Source organism: Pseudomonas sp. GW821-FHT07E12, from assembly GCF_058986605.1.
In genome coordinates this window covers 1-16,735 of the sequence record NZ_JBYSVX010000056.1, presented here as the reverse complement: position 1 = coordinate 16,735, position 16,735 = coordinate 1, and the positions used below count along the sequence as shown (strand labels likewise).

Sequence of the window (16,735 nt, the reverse complement as noted above, 5' to 3'; positions counted from 1 at the left end):
CTAGAGCGGAGACGGTGGCCCACGCCGGCGCTCGACATCTAACCTGACAGATCCGGAGCAGATAAGAGCGGAGCTTGCTCCGCTGAAGCATTCCCGGTGCAACCTTCGCGGAATCGGCCTCGCTTCAGCGGAGCGCGCTCCGCTCTACGGCTACGGCAGATGCTTCAGTCGCGCAGGATCTCGCCGGTCAGCGCATCGCGGATCGGTGTGGGCTGGGCCAGCCCGCCGGTTTCGCCATCGATCAGGCCGTCGATGCTGGACAGCAGGGCCGGATCCAACTCGTTGCGGGCACGCGCCGGCGGCATCCCGGCCAGATTGGCGCTGGTGGAAACCAACGGTGCCTCCCAGGCCCGGCACAACTGTTTGACCAGCGGATGCGCGCTGATCCGTACCGCGATGCCGCGATGGCGGCCGGTGATCCACGCGGGGGCCCGATCGCTGGCCGGCAGGATCCAGGTATTCGGGCCGGGCCAGCTGGCACGCACCGCTTCCAGCCGTTCCGGCGGCAACGCGGCCAGATCGAGCCAGTGACTCAATATGTCCGGCTCGGCAGCTACCACGATCACCCCCTTATCGACCGGGCGTCGCTTGATCTGCAACAGCCGCATCACCGCCGTTTCCTGACGTGGATCGCAGCCCAAACCCCAGACTGCTTCAGTCGGATAGGCGATCACGCCACCGGCGCGCAGCGCGGTGATGGCGTCGGTCAGGGATAGTGACGTGGACACGAGAACCCGTCAGCCGCGCTTGGCGACCCGGATGTCGACGAACCCGAAGGCCAGCCCGCAGAGCAAGGCCTTCGAGGCAATGCTGAAAAGCAGCGGAAGCTTGTTCATCGGCAAGGATCGTTGCAATCAACAGGGACGGGGTGGGTGCATCCGGGGGGCAGGCCGCGTCAACCGCGCGCGGCGCCGCTCTTGATGAGTGTCTTCTTCGCCGGCTTCTTGAACACAGGCCGCTCGGCAGGCGCTTCCTTGACCACCGCCTTCTTCGCCGCTGCTTTCTTGGCAGGCGCCTTCTTGGTTGCGGTCTTTTTGGCAGCGGTCTTCTTCGCCGCGTCGTCCTTGGTCACGGCAGCCTTGGCCACGCTCTTGGTGGCTTTCTTGGGCGCCTTCTTGGCACCAAAGCCCTTGCGCGCCGGCTTGCCGGTGTCGGCCAGCAACTGCTGCACCTCGGCCAGGGTCAGCGAGGCCGGCTCGCGATCCTTGGGGATCTTGCCGTTGAGAGCGCCGTCGCTGATGTACGGACCGAAGCGACCGTTGAGCACCTGGATGTCGCTGCCGGGGAACTGCTTGATCACGCGGTTGCGCGCGATCTCCTCCTTCTCCTCGATCAGGAACACCGCACGCGCCAGGTCGATCGAGTACGGGTCGTCTTCCTTCTTCAGCGACGCATAGATGCTGCCGCGCTTGGCGAACGGGCCAAAGCGGCCGATGCCGACGCTGACCTGCTCGCCCTTGTCCTCGCCCAGCAGGCGCGGCATCTCGAACAGCTTGAGCGCCTCTTCCTGGGTGATCGTGTAGATGCTCTGGCCCGGGCGCAGCGAGGCGAAGCGCGGCTTCTCCTCGTCTTCGACCGTGCCGATCTGCACCATCGGCCCGAACCGGCCGATGCGCGCGCTGATCGGCTTGCCGCTGGCCACATCGGTGCCGAGCACGCGCACGCTGCCGGCGTCGGTCTTGTCCAGCGAATCCTTCTTGTCCTCGACCAGTTCCTTGAACGGGCCCCAGAACTTGGCCATCAGCGGGATCCATTCCTCCTCGCCGCGCGAGACCGCATCCAGCTCGTCTTCCATGCGCGCGGTGAAGTCGTAGTCCACGTAGCGGGTGAAATGCCCGGCCAGGAACTTGGACACCGCGCGGCCGACGTCGGTCGGCCGGAAGCTGCGGCCTTCCATTTCCACGTACTTGCGGAACAGCAGGGTCTGGATGATCGAGGCGTAGGTCGACGGACGGCCGATGCCGTATTCCTCCAGCGCCTTGACCAGCGCCGCTTCGGTGAAGCGCGGCGGCGGCTGGGTGAAGTGCTGCTCGGTGAGCACGCGCTGCAGCGGCATGCTGTCGCCGGGCTTCATCGCCGGCAGCTTGCGGCCTTCGTCTTCGTCCTCGGCCGACTTGTTGTCCTTGCCTTCCTCGTACACCGCCAGGAAGCCGGGCACCACCACGGTGGTGCCGCTGGCGCGGAAGCTGTGCGCACTGCCGGCGGCAAGATCGACACTGACCGTGTTGAGCGTGGCCGGAATCATCTGGCTGGCGACGGTGCGCTTCCAGATCAGTTCGTACAGCTTGCGCTCGTCGTCGGAGAGAAAACGGCCGACCTGCGCGGGCGTGTGCAGCGCCGACGTCGGACGCACCGCTTCGTGCGCTTCCTGCGCGTTCTTGGACTTGGTGGTGTAGACGTTGGGCTTGTCCGGCAGCGCGCCGGTGCCGAAGTCGCGCGCGATCACGTCGCGGATTTCCGACAACGCGTCCTGCGACAGGTTGACCGAGTCGGTACGCATGTACGTGATCAGGCCGACGCTGCCCTCATCGCCGAGCGCCACGCCTTCATACAGCTTCTGCGCGACCTGCATGGTCTTGCGCGTGGTGAAGCCGAGCTTGCGCGAGGCTTCCTGCTGCAGCGTGGAGGTGGTGAACGGCGCGGCCGGGCGGCGCTTGCGCTCCTTGCTGACCACGTCGGTGACGTGCAGCTTGCCCTGCGCCGCCTGCTGGATGCGCAGGCGTGCGGCTTCGGCCGATTCGCCATCGGTGATCGTGAACTGCTCGAATTTCTGCCCGTCCAGCTTCACCAGCCTGGCGTTGAAATGCTGGGTCGGATGCGCGCACTCGGCATCGATGCTCCAGTATTCGCGTGCGATGAAGGCTTCGATCTCCTCCTCGCGCTCGACGATCATCCGCAGCGCCGGTGACTGCACCCGGCCGGCCGACAGCCCGGCCTGGACCTTGCGCCACAGCACCGGCGAGAGGTTGAAGCCGACCAGATAGTCCAGCGCGCGACGCGCCTGCTGGGCATCGACCAGATCGCCGGCGATCGCGCGCGGCTTGAGCATCGCTTCCTTGATCGCACGCGGGGTGATCTCGGTGAACACCACCCGCTGCATCGGCTTGTCTTTCAGCAACCCACGCTCTTTCAGGATCTCGGCGATGTGCCAGCTGATCGCCTCGCCCTCGCGGTCCGGGTCGGTCGCCAGAAAGATGTCGTCGGCGCCCTTGGCGGCCCTGGCGATGGCTTCGACGTGCTTCTCGTTCTTCTCGATCAGCTCGTAGCGCATCGCGAAGTCGTTGTCCGGGTCGACCGCGCCTTCCTTCGGCACCAGGTCACGCACGTGCCCATACGAGGCCAGGACGGTGAAGTCCTTACCGAGGTATTTGTTGATCGTCTTGGCCTTGGCAGGCGATTCGACGATGAGCAGGTGCTTGGGCATGGTTGGCGTGGATTCTGGGGGCGGACGGACGCCCCGATGGGGGCGGTAGGGTGGCGCAATTAACCCGTGGAGGGAAGCAGAACGCGTGTGTCGCAGACGTAGACGCCCGGAGCGGTAGGGCCCCGGGCGTACGCGGTCACTCTATTTATAGTCAAATCACGGCAGGTTGCCGGATGTCAAGCGGGCCTGTTCAGCTTGGCGGTATGGCTTAGGCCTGTTTGGATGCGATGACCACCGCGATCAAGACGGCTGCAGCGGCCACCAGCACCAGCAGGGCGTACAGCGCCAGCACCACGATCGTGACGACGTCCAGTCCCCGCTTCTGGTTCTGCGGCTGATCCGTATAAGCCCAGCGATCGACCACCAGGGTGTCGCAGAAGAAGTCGTGCGGGGCCTGCTTGCGCTGGGTCAGGCCGGCCATGAAGGCGGTCACCACCATGCCGATGCCGCAGGTCAGCACCGTCAGCAGCACATAGGCCACATAGCGCAGGAAGCCGCGCCAGAACCCGATCCGCCCGCCGTTGCCGCGCACGACCTTGATGCCCACCGCGAGCTTGCCCAGGCTGGCCTGACAGCCACTGGCCTGCATCCAGCCGAAGTAGATCGCCGGCAGCGTCAAGCCGATGCCGTAGAGCAGCACCATGTACGGGATCAGGATGCCGGGCGCAGCGGAGTCGGTGCGTCCGGCGAGCAGGCCCAGGCTCATGCCGCACGCCAGCATCAGCGGGATCAGCAACGCATAGGTCAGCGCGGTGGTGACGAAGCTGTCGAGGATGTTGGCGGCCACGCGACGCCAGAGCCCGGCGTACACCACGTCCCCGTCCACAGTCGCGCCCGGAGCATGGGTATCCGCAAGGCCGGCAGGCGTAGCCGGTGCCAGCGGCAGCACGATGCCCAGGGCTTCCGCGCAGGTTTCCAGCGGTTGCCAGGTGGCCATGCCGCTACGCCAGACCAGCGTTGCGTAATCCAGCTCGCCGCGTTCGAAGCGTGCGCGCAGTTCGTCGGCAGGAAGTGGCCCGTGCTGCTGGCGCAGGGCGTCGGCGTAATGCCAGTAAGTGGTGTCTTCTTCCATATCAGTAATGTCAGCCACGGCACTGGCCGGGCAGGTAGCGATCCTCGATTTCCGAGCTGCAATTCCAGCTGTCGGCGGCTTCATCGTAGTCCAGCCAGATTGCCTTGCCGTCGAGCTCCGACTTGCCGGGCAGGCTGAGCAGGCCTTCCATGCCGCAGTTGCCGTTGTCGAAGTGGCCGATCTGCAGCGTGGCAAGCTGGCCGCTGGCATAGCTCTCCGGCGTGCCGAAGTCGTCGTCGCCATTGACCGGGCAACGGCCCTCGCGTTTGTGGAACGCGACGATGGCGTCCTGGTGCGCACTCATCGTGCCCACAGCCGCGGCGATCTGGCTGCGCTGCAGATATTCCTGGTAGGCGGGCACGGCGATTGCCGCGAGGATCCCGATCACGACCAGCAGGAATACGCCGACGATGGCGCCGACGAGGGCCGCGATCGCGCAGCCCGACAAGCCCTTGGGCGGCGGGAACGCGGTGGCTGGAGTGGGAGGCGTCGGCGCTGCCGGGGGCAACGGCGGTGGCAGCAGGCTGGATGGATCATGCGCGGGCGCGCTGAGGCCCAGTTCGTCGGCGAAGGTGCTCAGGGCTTGCCATTGCGCCAGGCCCTCGCGCCATACCAGCGTGTCCAGGCCGATCTGCCCGGAGCGGTACAACGCCACGATGTTTTCCGACGGCAACGGCCCGTGCCGCTGGTGATTGCCCTCGGCGTAATACCACTCGTCGACCATCCCTGTCCCCGTGCGCGCTCGCGCGAAAAGTCCGCGTCAGTGTACGGGTTCAGGCTCGTCGAGGAACATCTGGGTTTCCATCCAGGCATAGGCCGCTTCGGCGCCCGGCTGGTTGAACAGCACCATCAGCACGACCCATTTCAGGTCGTCCAGATCCAGCTCGTCCTGGTCCAGCGCCATCGCGCGGTCCAGCACCAGTTCGCGCTGGTCGGCATCGAGCACGCCGTGCTGCTCCAGGAACAGCAGGAAGCCCCGGCATTCGACGTCGAGCTTGTCCAGTTCCGGTCCGTGATAGACCCGCACCGGACCATTCACGCACGGCGTGCCGACGCTCGGCCGCTGTTCGGCCAGCGCATCGAGCCAGTCGAACGCCTTGCTGATCTCGGAGGGGCTGAAACCGGCCTGGATCAGGCCATTCTGGAGCGAGTCCCGGTCGCGGACGAGGTCCGCATCCTCGCAGAAGTAGTGTTCAAACAGGTACAGCAGGACATCCAAAATGCTCTCTTTCATTGCCCTCGGCCTGCGTCAAAAGACGCTGTGGAGGTGAAGAAACTAGGAATTACGCGTGTAACGGCCATGTTCGACCACTACCCTCCCTTCCAGTTCCATGAGCAGCAGCATGGAGGACAGCGCGGCGGCCGTCAATCCGGTGCGCTCGACCAATGAATCCATAGGGCTGGGGTCGTGGCCCAGGGCGACCCACAACCTCTGGTAGTCCGGGTCCGGGGTGGAGGGGGCGGCCGGATTGCCTGGGGTGTCCCGTTCAGGTTCGGCCAGTCGTTCCTGCAGCGCGGTGGCCAGTTCGGCCGACAGCGCGGCCACGCCGTCGAGTACGTCGCCGGGTTGTTCGACCAGGGTGGCGCCGTCGCGGATCAGCCGATGGCAGCCGCGCGCCATCGGGTTGTGGATCGATCCGGGGATCGCGAACACTTCGCGGCCGGCCTCGCTGGCCAGACGTGCGGTGATCAGCGCGCCGGAGCGGTGTGCGGCCTCGACCACCAGCGTGCCGAGCGCGAGCCCGGCGATGATCCGGTTGCGCGCCGGGAAGTGCGCGGCGCGCGGGGCGGTGCCGGGCGGGTGTTCGCTGACGATCGCGCCCTGCGCGGCGATCCGTTCGCGCAGCTCGTGATGATGGTTGGGATAGGCCAGGTCCGGGCCGGTGCCGAGCACCGCGATCGTGGTGCCATGCATGTCCAGTGCGACGCCGTGGGCGGCGGCATCGATACCGGCGGCCATGCCGCTGACGACGGCGAGCCCGGCGCGGCAGATCGCGCGGCTGAAGCTGCGTGCATGATCACGTCCACCGGCACTCGGGGTGCGGCTGCCGACGACGGCGATGGCCGGATGCCAGAGCAAGGTCGGATCGCCTTCCACGAACAGGGTCAGCGGCGGGTTGGAGGTTTGTCGCAACAGTGCGGGATAGTCCGGGTCGTGCAGGCCGATGACGTGCCGATGGCCGCTGTCGCGCCAGGTCAGGATGGCCTCGATGGCGGCTTCGTCCGGGCGCTGCAGGCGGGCGATCTGTTCGGCACTGCAGCCGGCCTGGCTCCATGCGGCGCTGCCTGCGCGTAGTGCGGCATGCGGATCGCCGTGGTGCTCCAGCAAGTGTTTGCGTGCGGGCTGGGGGCCGCCGGCCAGCGTCAGGGCCAGCAGGGCGCGGGTCGATTCGAAGTCGTGCGGGGAGGGGATCGGATTCATTGCGGCAGGCTAGGTCGCAATGAAGAACGGCGCCCTAGGGCGCCGTCCGGTTCACTTGTAGGGAATCGCCGCGGTTACTGCGCGTCGGGGCCCTTCAGTGCGTAGCCGATGTGGGTCGGTTTGACCCCTTCCATCACCAGTGCGTAGCTGACCTTGTCATAGGTGCGGAACACCATCGCGTGCGCGGCGTACTCATCCGGCAGGCCGACGGTCGAGTGCTTGCCACCGGTGTAGTCGTCGTCGGCACGCGAGAAGCGGTCATGGCTGACGCGGTCATTGACGCGAGTGCCCTGGCGCCAGATCGAGAACACCGTGCCGTTGTCGATGCCTTCGCGGCTGCCGCCGGAGATGGCGATGACATCGCGTGGGCCACCGGAGGTGAAGGCGTCGGCCACCGCCAGCACGCGCAGGTGCGCATCGGCGGCTTGCGGCGTTGGCGGGTGCGGGACGAACTGCAGGTCGTACGGCTGCGCTTCGACCGCGATCAGGCGATCGCCGGCGCGGACTTCACGACCGGTGTCCTGCAGCAGCAGCGTGGCGGCCTCGGCGTTGCCACCGGTGATCGTGCCGACGTTGACCTGGGCCAGTTCATAGCCGAGCAGCTCGCGGCGCTCGTCCGGTGCGACGAAGTCCTTCCACAGGTTGCCGCTGCCCGGCGTGGTGTCACCACTCGGATCCAGATCCTGGTTCAGGCGCGGCAGGCTGAAGCGCACGGTCGGGCGCACCACCGCGTAGCGCTGGCCTGGCTGGGCGTCGGCCAGGCCCTTGACGTACGCCAGCTGGCCGTCAGTACCGCGCAGGCGGTTGTCCTCGAAGCCGACCACGTACGGCAGCTGCTTGAAGCTGTCGACCACGCGCAGGTTCTTCAGGAACGGCTCGACCTGGGCCAGCGGGATCGCGTTGATCGGCGCTTCCTGGCGCGGGCCAGGCTGCACGTCGACGCTGGCGCGGACGCGATCCAGATAGGCCAGGCTCAATGTATCGCCGGGATAGATCAGGTGCGGGTTGTGGACCTGCGGGTTGGCTTGCCAGATCTCCGGCCACAGCCAGGGCTTGTCGAGGAAACGTCCGGCAATGTCCCACAGCGTGTCGCCCTTCTTGACGACATAGGTATCCGGATGAGCCCCGGCCATTTCCACGGCAGCGGCATAGGTCGCTACGGTCAGCATCGCCACGGCGACGACCGTACGAAATCGTTTGAACATAATTGCGGTCTGCCTGATTCCCCAACAGGTCCGGCCACTATAGTCCAGGAACAGGGGCGCCACGCAAGCATTGGCGGTAGAATTGAGACGTCTAGCCGGATATTGCCGGCGCCCCTGTTGGGTATTGTCATGGCGCTGCTCCCCATTCTCGAATTCCCCGATCCCCGTCTGCGGACCAAGGCTGTCCTGGTCGATGCGGCCGAGGTGACCACGCCCGCCTTCCAGACGCTGCTGGACGACATGTTCCAGACCATGTACGACGCCCCCGGCATCGGCCTGGCCGCGAGTCAGGTCGACGTGCACAAGCGTTTCATGGTGATCGACATCAGCGAGGAGAAGAACGTCCCGCAGGTGTTCATCAATCCGGAGATCGTCGACAGGCAGGGCGGGCAGGTCTATCAGGAAGGCTGCCTGTCGGTGCCGGGGATCTTCGCCGACGTGACCCGCGCCGACTCGATCACCGTGCGCTTCCTCGACCGCAGCGGCCAGGCCCAGGAACTGACCACCGACGGCCTGCTGGCGGTGTGCGTCCAGCACGAGATGGATCACCTGGACGGCAAGCTGTTCATCGACTACCTCTCGCCGCTCAAGCGCGAGATGGTGCGCAAGAAGCTGGCCAAAGCGCGCCGGCATGTGGCTTGAAAAGCCGGGATTCGGGATGGGGGATTTGGGATTCGTTGAAGGCGAGCCCGGTTTCTCGCCTGAGTGTCGCCGTTGCGAATCCCCAATCCCCAATCCCGAATCCCCATCCGAATGAAAATCGTATTCGCCGGCACGCCGGAATTCGCTGTGCCGTCGCTGCGTGCGGCTGCGCGGCGTCATGAAGTCATTGCCGTCTACACCCAGCCGGATCGCCCGGCCGGGCGTGGGCGTGGGCTGACGCCTTCGCCGGTGAAGCTGGAGGCGATTGCGCGTGGCATCCCGGTGTTGCAGCCGGAGTCGCTGAAGTCGCCCGAATCGCAGGAGGCGCTGCGTCGTCTCGCGCCGGACCTGATCGTGGTGGTCGCCTACGGGCTGATCCTGCCCAAGGCGGTGCTGGCGATTCCGCGCGATGGCTGCTGGAACGTGCATGCCTCGCTGCTGCCGCGCTGGCGTGGTGCGGCGCCGATCCAACGCGCGATCGAGGCCGGCGACGCCGAGACCGGCGTGGACCTGATGCTGATGGAGGCCGGGCTCGATACCGGCCCGGTGCTGATGCAGCAGCGCACGCCGATCGGTGCCGAGGAGACCGGCGGTCAATTGCATGATCGTCTGGCGGAGCTGGGCGCGCAGGTGCTGTCCGATGGGCTGGGCCTGCTGCGCGCCAACCTGCGTCCGGTGCCGCAACCGCAGCCCGCCGAGGGCGTCACCTACGCGCACAAGCTCGACAAGGCCGAGGCGCGGTTGGACTGGGCCCAGTCGGCGCAGGTGTTGGCGCGGCGGGTACGGGCGTTCAATCCATGGCCGGTGGCCGAAGCGCAACTGGCCGGCGAGCGCGTGCGCATCCACGGCGCGGTGGCGCTGGAGCAGGATGCCGCAGTGGCGCCTGGAACGGTGCTGGCCGCATCCAGGCACGGTATCGACGTGGCCTGCGGCGATGGCGTGCTGCGCTTGTTGGTGCTGCAGCGTGAGGGCGGCAAGGCGATCGCCGCGGCCGACTACCTCAACGCGCGCCGCGACCTGCTGGTCGCAGGGTGATGGCCGGCGCTGCTCTGCCGGCCGGCGTCGCGCCCAGGCTGGCCGCCGCACGCGTGCTGGCGGCGGTGATGGCGCAGGGGCGGTCGCTCAAGGCTGAACTCGCCGTTGCGCTGCCCAAACTTCCCGATTCACGTGACCGCGCGCTGGTCGAGGCGATCTGCCTGGGCGTGCTGCGCCGGCATCCGGCCTATACGGCGGCGCTGGCGAGCTGGATGCCGCGCCCGCTGGGGCGTCGCGATGCTGACTTGCAAGCGCTGCTGATGGTCGGCTTTGCCCAGCTCGAGGTGCTGCAGTTGGCGCCGCATGCGGCGTTGTCGGCGACGGTCGAGGCTTGTCGTGCGCTGGGGCGTTCGCGTCAGGCCGGCATGGTCAACGCGATCCTGCGCCGCGCGCTGCGCGAAGGGTTCCCCGAAGTGCCGGCGGATGCGGTCTGGCCGGACTGGCTGCGCCAACAGGTGCGCGCCGACTGGGAAGATCAGGCCGACGCGATATTCACCGCCAGCGCGCAGCCGGCGCCGATGTGGCTGCGGGTCAATCGGCGCCAGGATGAGCCTGCGCACTACGTCACGGCGTTGGCCGAAGCGGGACTGCAGGGGCAGGTGGTGCCGTGGTTGCCGGATGCGGTCTATCTGGAAACACCAGTCGCGGTCGCGCAATTGCCGGGTTTCGGGAGCGGACGGGTCTCGGTGCAGGACGGCTCCACGCAGCAGGTCGCCGATGCATTGATGGTCGCCCCCGGTGCACGCGTGCTCGATGCCTGCGCCGCGCCGGGCGGCAAGAGCGCGCACCTGCTCGAACGCGATGCTTTGTTGCGCCTGACTGCGCTCGACGTGGATGCGCGTCGCTTGCAGCGGGTGCGCGAGACGCTCGCCCGCACCTGCGCGGATGCACTGGTGACATTGAAGGCGGCCGATGCCACCGACCTCGCGGCGTGGTGGGACGGTCAACCGTTCGATGCAGTGCTGCTGGATGCGCCGTGTTCGGCGACCGGCATCGTGCGGCGTCAACCTGATGTGCTGTTGCATCGCCGTGCCGAGGACGTGACCGCACTGGTCGCACTGCAGGCACGGTTGCTGGACGCGCTGTGGACCACGCTGCGTCCCGGCGGGCAGTTGTTGTATGCGACCTGCTCGATCCTGGCCAGCGAGAATCGCGACCAGATCGACGCGTTCCTGGCGCGGACAGCGGATGCTTCGGCGCGTCCGCTGCCCGATGCGTTCGGTCACGCCAGCGGAGCTGGGCGGCAGCGCTTGCCAGGCGAACATGACGGCGATGGCTTCTTCTATGCCAGCCTCGTCAAGGCGGCGTGATTTCGTCTGAATCATGCGATTTTCACGCAAAAACCTGCACATCGCTGTGTGGACTGTCCACTATCATTCGTGCCCATGCTGAAGACACGTGCATCCCGTGAGTTCTGGTTGTTGGCGATCACCGCGTTGTTGGTGATCGGAGCAGGGTTGGGGTTGCGCGATCCATGGCCGTCGGACGAGCCGCGTTTCGCGTTGGTCGCCAAGCACATGGTCGAGAGTGGCGATTGGCTGTTCCCGCATCGCGGCCACGAGTTGTATTCGGACAAGCCGCCGATGTTGATGTGGCTGCAGGCGACGTTCTACACGTTGCTGCGCGACTGGCGGGTGGCGTTCCTGCTGCCGTCGCTGCTGGCCGCGTTGGGAACGCTGGCTTGCGTGTACGACCTCGGACGCCGGTTGTGGACGCGCCGGGTCGGCCTGTACGCCGCCTGGGTGCTGCTGTTCACGCTGCACTTCACCTTCCAGGCCAAGAAGGCGCAGATCGATCCGTTGGTGGTGTTTTTCATCACCCTGGCCAACTACGGTCTGTTGCGGCACCTGCTGTTGGGAGCGAACTGGCGCTGGTGGGCGCTGGGTTGGTTCGCCGCCGGTATGGGGGTGATCACCAAGGGCGTGGGCGTGATCGCCTTGCTGGTGCTGTTGCCGGCGGCGATAGCGTCGATGAGGCAGTGGCCGCGTGTGTGCCTGCATGTGCGTGACCCGCGCTTCTGGCTGGGGCCGGTGGCGTTCTTCGCGCCGATCCTGGCCTGGCTGGTACCGATGGCGGCCGCCGCGCTGGCGAGTGGGACGCCGGAGTATCACGCCTATCTCAACGACATCCTGTTCCACCAGACTGCCAAGCGCTACGCCAGATCCTGGGATCACGCCCAGCCGTGGTGGTACCACTTCGGCACGATGGCGACGATGTGGATGCCGATGGTGCTGGCGCTGCCGTGGGCGATCCCGGCATGGCGGCGACGGCTCAGGCGCCGCGATCCGCGTTACCTGCTGCCGCTGGTGTGGTGGGCGATGGTGGTGCTGTTCTTCACGATTCCCAGCGGCAAGCGCGACGTCTACATCCTGCCGGCGTTGCCGATGGTGTGCCTGGCTTTGGCGCCGCTGCTGCCGGGGCTGTTGCGCCGCCGCGATTTCCAACGGGTGCTGTTCGGATTCACTGCGCTGCTGTCGATCGGCTTTCTCGTCGTCGGTGTCATGATGCTGCTCGGGCAGCCGGGGTTCGAGCAGAAGCTGATGGCGGGGCGCGGTGTGGGCACCGAGGTGACGCATCGGTTGGCCTGGGTCACGGTCGCGATTGGTATCTGGGGGGCGGCGAGCCTGCTGTTGTGGCGCATGCGTCGCAGCGCGCTCGGGGTTGCCTCGCTGTTGACCGCGTGGTGGGTGGCCTACGGGCTGGCGATCTATCCGGTGCTCAACGACTCGAGTTCGGCGCGCGGCGTGATGCAGCGGGCGAGTGGCATGATCCCGGCCGATGCGGAGCTTGGGCTGGTCGCATGGAAGGAACAGAACCTGCTGATGGCGGGGCGACCGGTGGAGACGTTCGGCTTCCGGGTGCCCTGGGAGAAGCAGCTCCGGCTTGGTGTGGCATGGCAGGCGCAGTCTCCTGGCCGGCGCTGGCTGCTGGTGCAGGAAGCGGCGCTGTTGCAGTGCGTGGACCAGGCGCGTTCCCGGGAGGTCGGTGTCGCCAACCGCCGCAATTGGTGGCTGGTGCCGGCCGGGGCGATCCGGGGCGCGTGCGTGGCCAATGCCGCCGAACGCGAGCGCGAGCGGCGCGAACAGGGCCTGATCGAAGCGGACTGAGGACCGCGTCGGGGCTGCTTGTCTAGTCCAAGGCGGCACTGTCGCTTAGCCGCCGTTAGTGCAACGCACGTGAAGATCACCCGCCCCTGGTCCGGACCCTTTCATTGAAGATGTCGTCGCAGTCGCACCCTTCCGATGTCACGGCACTCGCTCCGCGCGATTCACGCGTGGCGGTCGGGGTGGCCGAGGCCGGGGTGTTCCTGTTCGGTGCCAGCGCGCTGGCGATGCCTGGCGGCCTGCTGCCGTTCGGCCTGTGCCTGTTGGCGTCGTCGCTGCTGGGGCTGGGGGCGTTGCGGCGCGGCGCGCGGGCGATGGGACGGCCGCTGTGGTGGTTGCTCGGACTGGTGCTGGCGGTGCTGCTGCTGGGGGTCGTGTCGGTGCTGGTGTTCGACCATGGCCTGCGTGACGTCGGCTACCGGTCGCGCTTCTTGCTGCTGCCGTGGGCGGCGATCTGGGCATACAGCCTGCGGCCGCGCCTGATCTGGCTGTGGCGCGGTGCGCTGGTCGGCATTTTCGCGGCGCTTGCGCTTGCGTTGTGGCAGGTGCTGGGCGGCGCGGTGCGTGCGGACGGGTGGAACAACGCGATCGTGTTCGCCGATATCGTGCTGGGACTGATGATGCTGGCGGTGTTCTGCCGTCCGCGACGTCGCTGGCCGTTGCTGGTGGTCGCGCTGCTCGCCGGCTGCGTCACGATCGTGCTCAGCGGCAGCCGTGGGGTCTGGCCGGGATTGCTGGGCCTGCTGGCGGTGGTCATCTGGAGCGCACGCTGGCGCCACGGGCACAGCCGCCTGCTGGTGCTGACCGGCGCGGCCGTCATTGCCGCCACCTTGCTGCTGACCGTGCCGGGGCTGAGCCGGCAGATGCGCCTGGTCGAGCTGCAGACCGACATGCAGCGGCTCGAGCACGGCGATGTCGACTCCTCGGCCGGTGCGCGCCTGGAACTGTGGCAGGTGGCCTACGAGAGTTTCCTGGCGCACCCGGTGACCGGTATCGGGATCGGCCATTTCGGTGATGTGGTGCGGCAGCAGCCGGCCTGTCGCGCCGATCCCGCGCTGGATTACTGCAACCTGGGCCACGCCCACAACGACCTGGCCGAATGGGGCGCGGCCCAGGGCGTACCGGGATTGCTGCTGCTGATCACCATATACGGCCTGCCGCTGCTGTTGCTGTGGCGGCTACATCGGGCACAGAGGATGCCGGGGGAGTCGCTGAGGTTCCGCGGGGCGGCTGCGGCCGGGGTGATGGTGGTGGTCGGCTACGCGCTGTGCGGTCTGACCCAGTCGATGTTCGCCCACCAGATCACCGCCAGTTTCTACGTGTCGGTGGTTGGCATCCTGGTCGGGCTGGCATTGCGCGATGTCCACGAACGCAAGACCGTGACGACGGCGCCGAACCTATAATGTGGCGTTCGGCCGCGACGCGGCGCAACGGATTCCCAGCATGCAAGACGGCGCCGGCATCGAGGGTGGACAGCTTCCGCTGAGCCTGGTGGTGATGACCTACAACGAGGCCGACAACATCGCCCGTTGCCTGGACAGCGTGCCGTTCGCCGCCGAGAAACTGGTGGTGGACTGCGGCAGCAGTGACGACACCGTGGCGATCGCGCAGGCGCATGGTGCGCGCGTGGTCACCCAGTCCTGGCTCGGCTTCGGTCCGCAGCGCAATTTCGGCTCGGCGCAGGCTGCGCATGACTGGATCCTGGTGCTGGATGCCGACGAATTCCTGTCCGAAGCCGGCGTGCGCGAATGCCGCCAGCGTCTGCCGGAGATCCTCGCCGGTGACGCCGCCGCAGTGTGGATGCGCCGCAGCACCTGGTACATGGGCGCACCGATGCGCTGGTACCGGCCGATGGTCGGCGAGCAGCTGGCGCGGATCTATCACCGCGGTCGTGCGCGCTGGAGCGAGGCGCGTGTGCACGAGTCGTTGCAGATGCAGGGCCGTGCCGAAGACCTGCGCGTGCCCTTCAACCACCTGCACAACCCGACCCTGGTGCACAAGGACCTGAAGGTGCTGCGCTACGCCGAGCTGAAGGCACTGGACTGGCGCGACAAGGGCAAGCCGACGCGGATGTGGCAATGCCCGTTCGTGTTCGCCGCCTCGTTCTTCAAGGACTACGTACTGCGCCTGGGCATGTTCGATGGCTGGCGCGGCTTTGTGGTCGCGCAGACCGCTGCTTCCTACGCGGTCTACAAGCGCATGCGCTATTACGAGATGCGCCGCAATCCCGAGTCGGTCAAACTCGCGGCCGCACAGCTGCGCAAACACGATCTGGAGCGTTGATGTGAGAGCGTGTCATGGGCTTTTTCATGAGTGCGAAGCCAGCTGGGGCGCGTCGAGGCAAGGTGCGCAACGCGGTATTGGCGCGCCCCAGCTGGCTTCCCGGAGGGTTGGCCGTCAGCGGCGCGGAGCCGGCGCCGCGCGGCTTGCCTTGACCGCCGCCAAGGCTGCACCACACGACACCACCTCCGCACCGCTGACGACCAACGCATCTCATGAAAAAGCCCATGACACGCTCTAAGCACTACCTTCTCTACGGCTCGGAGCGCTACGCGCTGGCGATCCTGCGCCCGATCCAGGCGGCGATCCGCGCGCGTGGCGACGAAGCGGCGTGGTTCTTCGACGGCCCCGGTGCAGAAGACCTCGCGCCCGACGAGACGCTGCTGACGGCGCAGCAGGTGCGCGAGTGGAACCCGTACGCGGTGATCACCTCTAGTAACGCAGTGCCGCATTTCTTCCCGGGCGTGAAGGTCGAGACCTTCCACGGCTTCGATGCCGGCAAGCCGCGACATATCTACGTCCGGGGCTTCTTCGATCTGTACTGCACCACCGGTCCGCGCGATACCGCCGCGTTCGGCGCGTTGTCGCGCGAGCTGGGGCACTTCGCGGTCAAGGAAACCGGCTTTCCGAAGATCGACCCGTTCATGAGCCAGCTCGGCAGTGCCCCCGAGCCGGTGCGGCAGCCGCCGGTGATCCTGTACCACTCCACGTTCTCGCCATCGTGGAGCGCGGCCGACACCTTGTACGAGGAGGTCAAGCGGCTGTCGCGCACCGGCGAGTTCCGCTGGATCGTCACCTTCCACCCGAAGATGGATCCGGAGGTGACCGCCAGGTACAAGGCGCTGCAGAACGAGTACCTGACGTTCGCCGAGAACGACAACATCCTGGAGCTGTTCCCGCAGGTCGATCTGATGTGCTCGGACACCTCCTCGGCGCTCAACGAATTCCTGCTGACCTACAAGCCGGTGGTGACATTCAAGAACCGCCGGCCGGGACCGCAGTTGATCGACATCGACGACCCGGCGCAGTTCGAGCCGGCGATCCGGCGCGCGCTGAGTCGTCCGCCGGAATTGATGGCGGCGGTGCGCGAGTTCGCCGATCAGCTGCATCCGTATCGCGATGGGCGTTCCAGCGAGCGGGTGCTGGAGGCGATCGACGAGTTCGTCGCTGCGGGGGGGCGCAATCCGAAACCGAAGCCAGGCAATTTCTGGCGCAAGTTCAAGATTCGCAAGCGGATTGGTTATTGGGGGCCGGCGGGGTATTAGCGAGCTGTTTTGCGGTGATTTTGCGTTCGTGGCTTCTGTGTTCGCGGGTCGTTACGTCCGAGCCATTTATCTACTGCCGTCCCCGCGTAGGCGGGGGCGAAGCGCCACCGCTTGCGAGCCACTGGCTCGCGTGGTGCTGAGCGCCATCGGGCTATGCCCGATGGCCGGGGGTCGAAGATCCATGGACGTTCGTACAGGTGGCAGCGACCTCGTAGCAACTGTCTTGTTTACCCAAGCGCAGGTGTGCCGGCCCAGGCATCACGAGCGCGGGCATTGAGGATCACCA

At 66.8% G+C, this 16,735-nt stretch carries 14 protein-coding genes; 7 read left to right on the top strand and 7 right to left on the bottom strand.

Annotated elements, in window-relative coordinates; translation table 11 throughout:
• Nucleotides 1-164: 164 nt before the first annotated feature.
• The 7 genes from tsaC to AC3WJE_RS19910 form a co-directional block, all read right to left on the bottom strand.
• Entirely contained in the window at nucleotides 165-728 is a 564-nt protein-coding gene (gene tsaC / locus AC3WJE_RS19940) for an L-threonylcarbamoyladenylate synthase type 1 TsaC (RefSeq protein WP_493732579.1), read from the bottom strand.
• 167 nt (nucleotides 729-895) lie between these two features.
• Nucleotides 896-3,424 carry a DNA topoisomerase I gene (locus tag AC3WJE_RS19935; RefSeq protein ID WP_493732578.1) on the bottom strand — a complete coding sequence of 843 codons (2,529 nt, stop codon included), beginning with the start codon at nucleotides 3,422-3,424 and terminating at the stop codon, nucleotides 896-898.
• A 208-nt stretch (nucleotides 3,425-3,632) separates the two neighbouring features.
• Nucleotides 3,633-4,514: an RDD family protein gene (locus AC3WJE_RS19930; protein ID WP_493732577.1), complete on the bottom strand. Its 882-nt coding sequence runs from the start codon at nucleotides 4,512-4,514 to the stop codon at nucleotides 3,633-3,635.
• Nucleotides 4,507-5,220: a GYF domain-containing protein gene (locus AC3WJE_RS19925; protein ID WP_493732576.1), complete on the bottom strand. Its 714-nt coding sequence runs from the start codon at nucleotides 5,218-5,220 to the stop codon at nucleotides 4,507-4,509. The genes AC3WJE_RS19930 and AC3WJE_RS19925 overlap by 8 nt, the downstream gene beginning before the upstream one ends.
• A 36-nt stretch (nucleotides 5,221-5,256) precedes the next feature.
• Nucleotides 5,257-5,730: a DUF494 family protein gene (locus tag AC3WJE_RS19920; RefSeq protein ID WP_493732575.1), complete on the bottom strand. Its 474-nt coding sequence runs from the start codon at nucleotides 5,728-5,730 to the stop codon at nucleotides 5,257-5,259.
• 42 nt (nucleotides 5,731-5,772) lie between these two features.
• Complete coding sequence (gene dprA, locus AC3WJE_RS19915; RefSeq protein ID WP_493732574.1) at nucleotides 5,773-6,918, bottom strand: DNA-processing protein DprA; 1,146 nt, start codon at nucleotides 6,916-6,918, stop codon at nucleotides 5,773-5,775.
• A 74-nt stretch (nucleotides 6,919-6,992) separates the two neighbouring features.
• Nucleotides 6,993-8,123, bottom strand: a complete 1,131-nt coding sequence (locus tag AC3WJE_RS19910; protein ID WP_493732573.1) for a LysM peptidoglycan-binding domain-containing protein — start codon at nucleotides 8,121-8,123, stop codon at nucleotides 6,993-6,995.
• A 129-nt stretch (nucleotides 8,124-8,252) separates the two neighbouring features.
• On the opposite strand from AC3WJE_RS19910, the gene def reads away from it, so the two are divergent.
• The 7 genes from def to AC3WJE_RS19875 all read left to right on the top strand — a co-directional run bounded on the left by def (nucleotide 8,253) and on the right by AC3WJE_RS19875 (nucleotide 16,449).
• On the top strand, nucleotides 8,253-8,765 hold the full coding sequence (gene def / locus AC3WJE_RS19905) for a peptide deformylase (RefSeq protein ID WP_493732572.1): 513 nt from the start codon (nucleotides 8,253-8,255) through the stop codon (nucleotides 8,763-8,765).
• A gap of 111 nt (nucleotides 8,766-8,876) precedes the next feature.
• Nucleotides 8,877-9,800 carry a methionyl-tRNA formyltransferase gene (gene fmt, locus AC3WJE_RS19900; protein ID WP_493732571.1) on the top strand — a complete coding sequence of 308 codons (924 nt, stop codon included), beginning with the start codon at nucleotides 8,877-8,879 and terminating at the stop codon, nucleotides 9,798-9,800.
• Nucleotides 9,800-11,110 (top strand): 16S rRNA (cytosine(967)-C(5))-methyltransferase RsmB, encoded by a 1,311-nt coding sequence (gene rsmB, locus AC3WJE_RS19895; protein ID WP_493732570.1) that lies wholly within the window; start codon nucleotides 9,800-9,802, stop codon nucleotides 11,108-11,110. Before fmt ends, rsmB begins: the two co-directional genes overlap by 1 nt.
• Before the next feature lie 75 nt (nucleotides 11,111-11,185).
• Nucleotides 11,186-12,907 (top strand): ArnT family glycosyltransferase, encoded by a 1,722-nt coding sequence (locus AC3WJE_RS19890; protein WP_493732569.1) that lies wholly within the window; start codon nucleotides 11,186-11,188, stop codon nucleotides 12,905-12,907.
• Between the two features lie 110 nt (nucleotides 12,908-13,017).
• A complete protein-coding gene (locus AC3WJE_RS19885) occupies nucleotides 13,018-14,307 on the top strand; it encodes an O-antigen ligase family protein (RefSeq protein ID WP_493732580.1) in 1,290 nt (429 codons plus the stop codon).
• 40 nt (nucleotides 14,308-14,347) lie between these two features.
• Entirely contained in the window at nucleotides 14,348-15,187 is an 840-nt protein-coding gene (locus AC3WJE_RS19880) for a glycosyltransferase family 2 protein (protein WP_493732568.1), read from the top strand.
• A gap of 224 nt (nucleotides 15,188-15,411) precedes the next feature.
• Nucleotides 15,412-16,449, top strand: coding sequence for a CDP-glycerol glycerophosphotransferase family protein (locus AC3WJE_RS19875; protein ID WP_493732567.1), 1,038 nt, complete (start codon nucleotides 15,412-15,414; stop codon nucleotides 16,447-16,449).
• Nucleotides 16,450-16,735: the final 286 nt, after the last annotated feature.

Excerpts from the sequence above, each read along its gene's own strand:
- AC3WJE_RS19910 (WP_493732573.1), bottom strand. The coding sequence starts at position 8,123 with ATGTTCAAACGATTTCGTACGGTCGTCGCCGTGGCGATGCTGACCGTA.
- def (WP_493732572.1), top strand. The coding sequence starts at position 8,253 with ATGGCGCTGCTCCCCATTCTCGAATTCCCCGATCCCCGTCTGCGGACC.
- AC3WJE_RS19890 (WP_493732569.1), top strand. The coding sequence starts at position 11,186 with ATGCTGAAGACACGTGCATCCCGTGAGTTCTGGTTGTTGGCGATCACC.
- dprA (WP_493732574.1), bottom strand. The coding sequence starts at position 6,918 with ATGAATCCGATCCCCTCCCCGCACGACTTCGAATCGACCCGCGCCCTG.
- AC3WJE_RS19920 (WP_493732575.1), bottom strand. The coding sequence starts at position 5,730 with ATGAAAGAGAGCATTTTGGATGTCCTGCTGTACCTGTTTGAACACTAC.
- AC3WJE_RS19875 (WP_493732567.1), top strand. The coding sequence starts at position 15,412 with ATGACACGCTCTAAGCACTACCTTCTCTACGGCTCGGAGCGCTACGCG.
- AC3WJE_RS19935 (WP_493732578.1), bottom strand. The coding sequence starts at position 3,424 with ATGCCCAAGCACCTGCTCATCGTCGAATCGCCTGCCAAGGCCAAGACG.
- fmt (WP_493732571.1), top strand. The coding sequence starts at position 8,877 with ATGAAAATCGTATTCGCCGGCACGCCGGAATTCGCTGTGCCGTCGCTG.
- AC3WJE_RS19880 (WP_493732568.1), top strand. The coding sequence starts at position 14,348 with ATGCAAGACGGCGCCGGCATCGAGGGTGGACAGCTTCCGCTGAGCCTG.
- AC3WJE_RS19925 (WP_493732576.1), bottom strand. The coding sequence starts at position 5,220 with ATGGTCGACGAGTGGTATTACGCCGAGGGCAATCACCAGCGGCACGGG.
- AC3WJE_RS19885 (WP_493732580.1), top strand. The coding sequence starts at position 13,018 with ATGTCGTCGCAGTCGCACCCTTCCGATGTCACGGCACTCGCTCCGCGC.
- rsmB (WP_493732570.1), top strand. The coding sequence starts at position 9,800 with ATGGCCGGCGCTGCTCTGCCGGCCGGCGTCGCGCCCAGGCTGGCCGCC.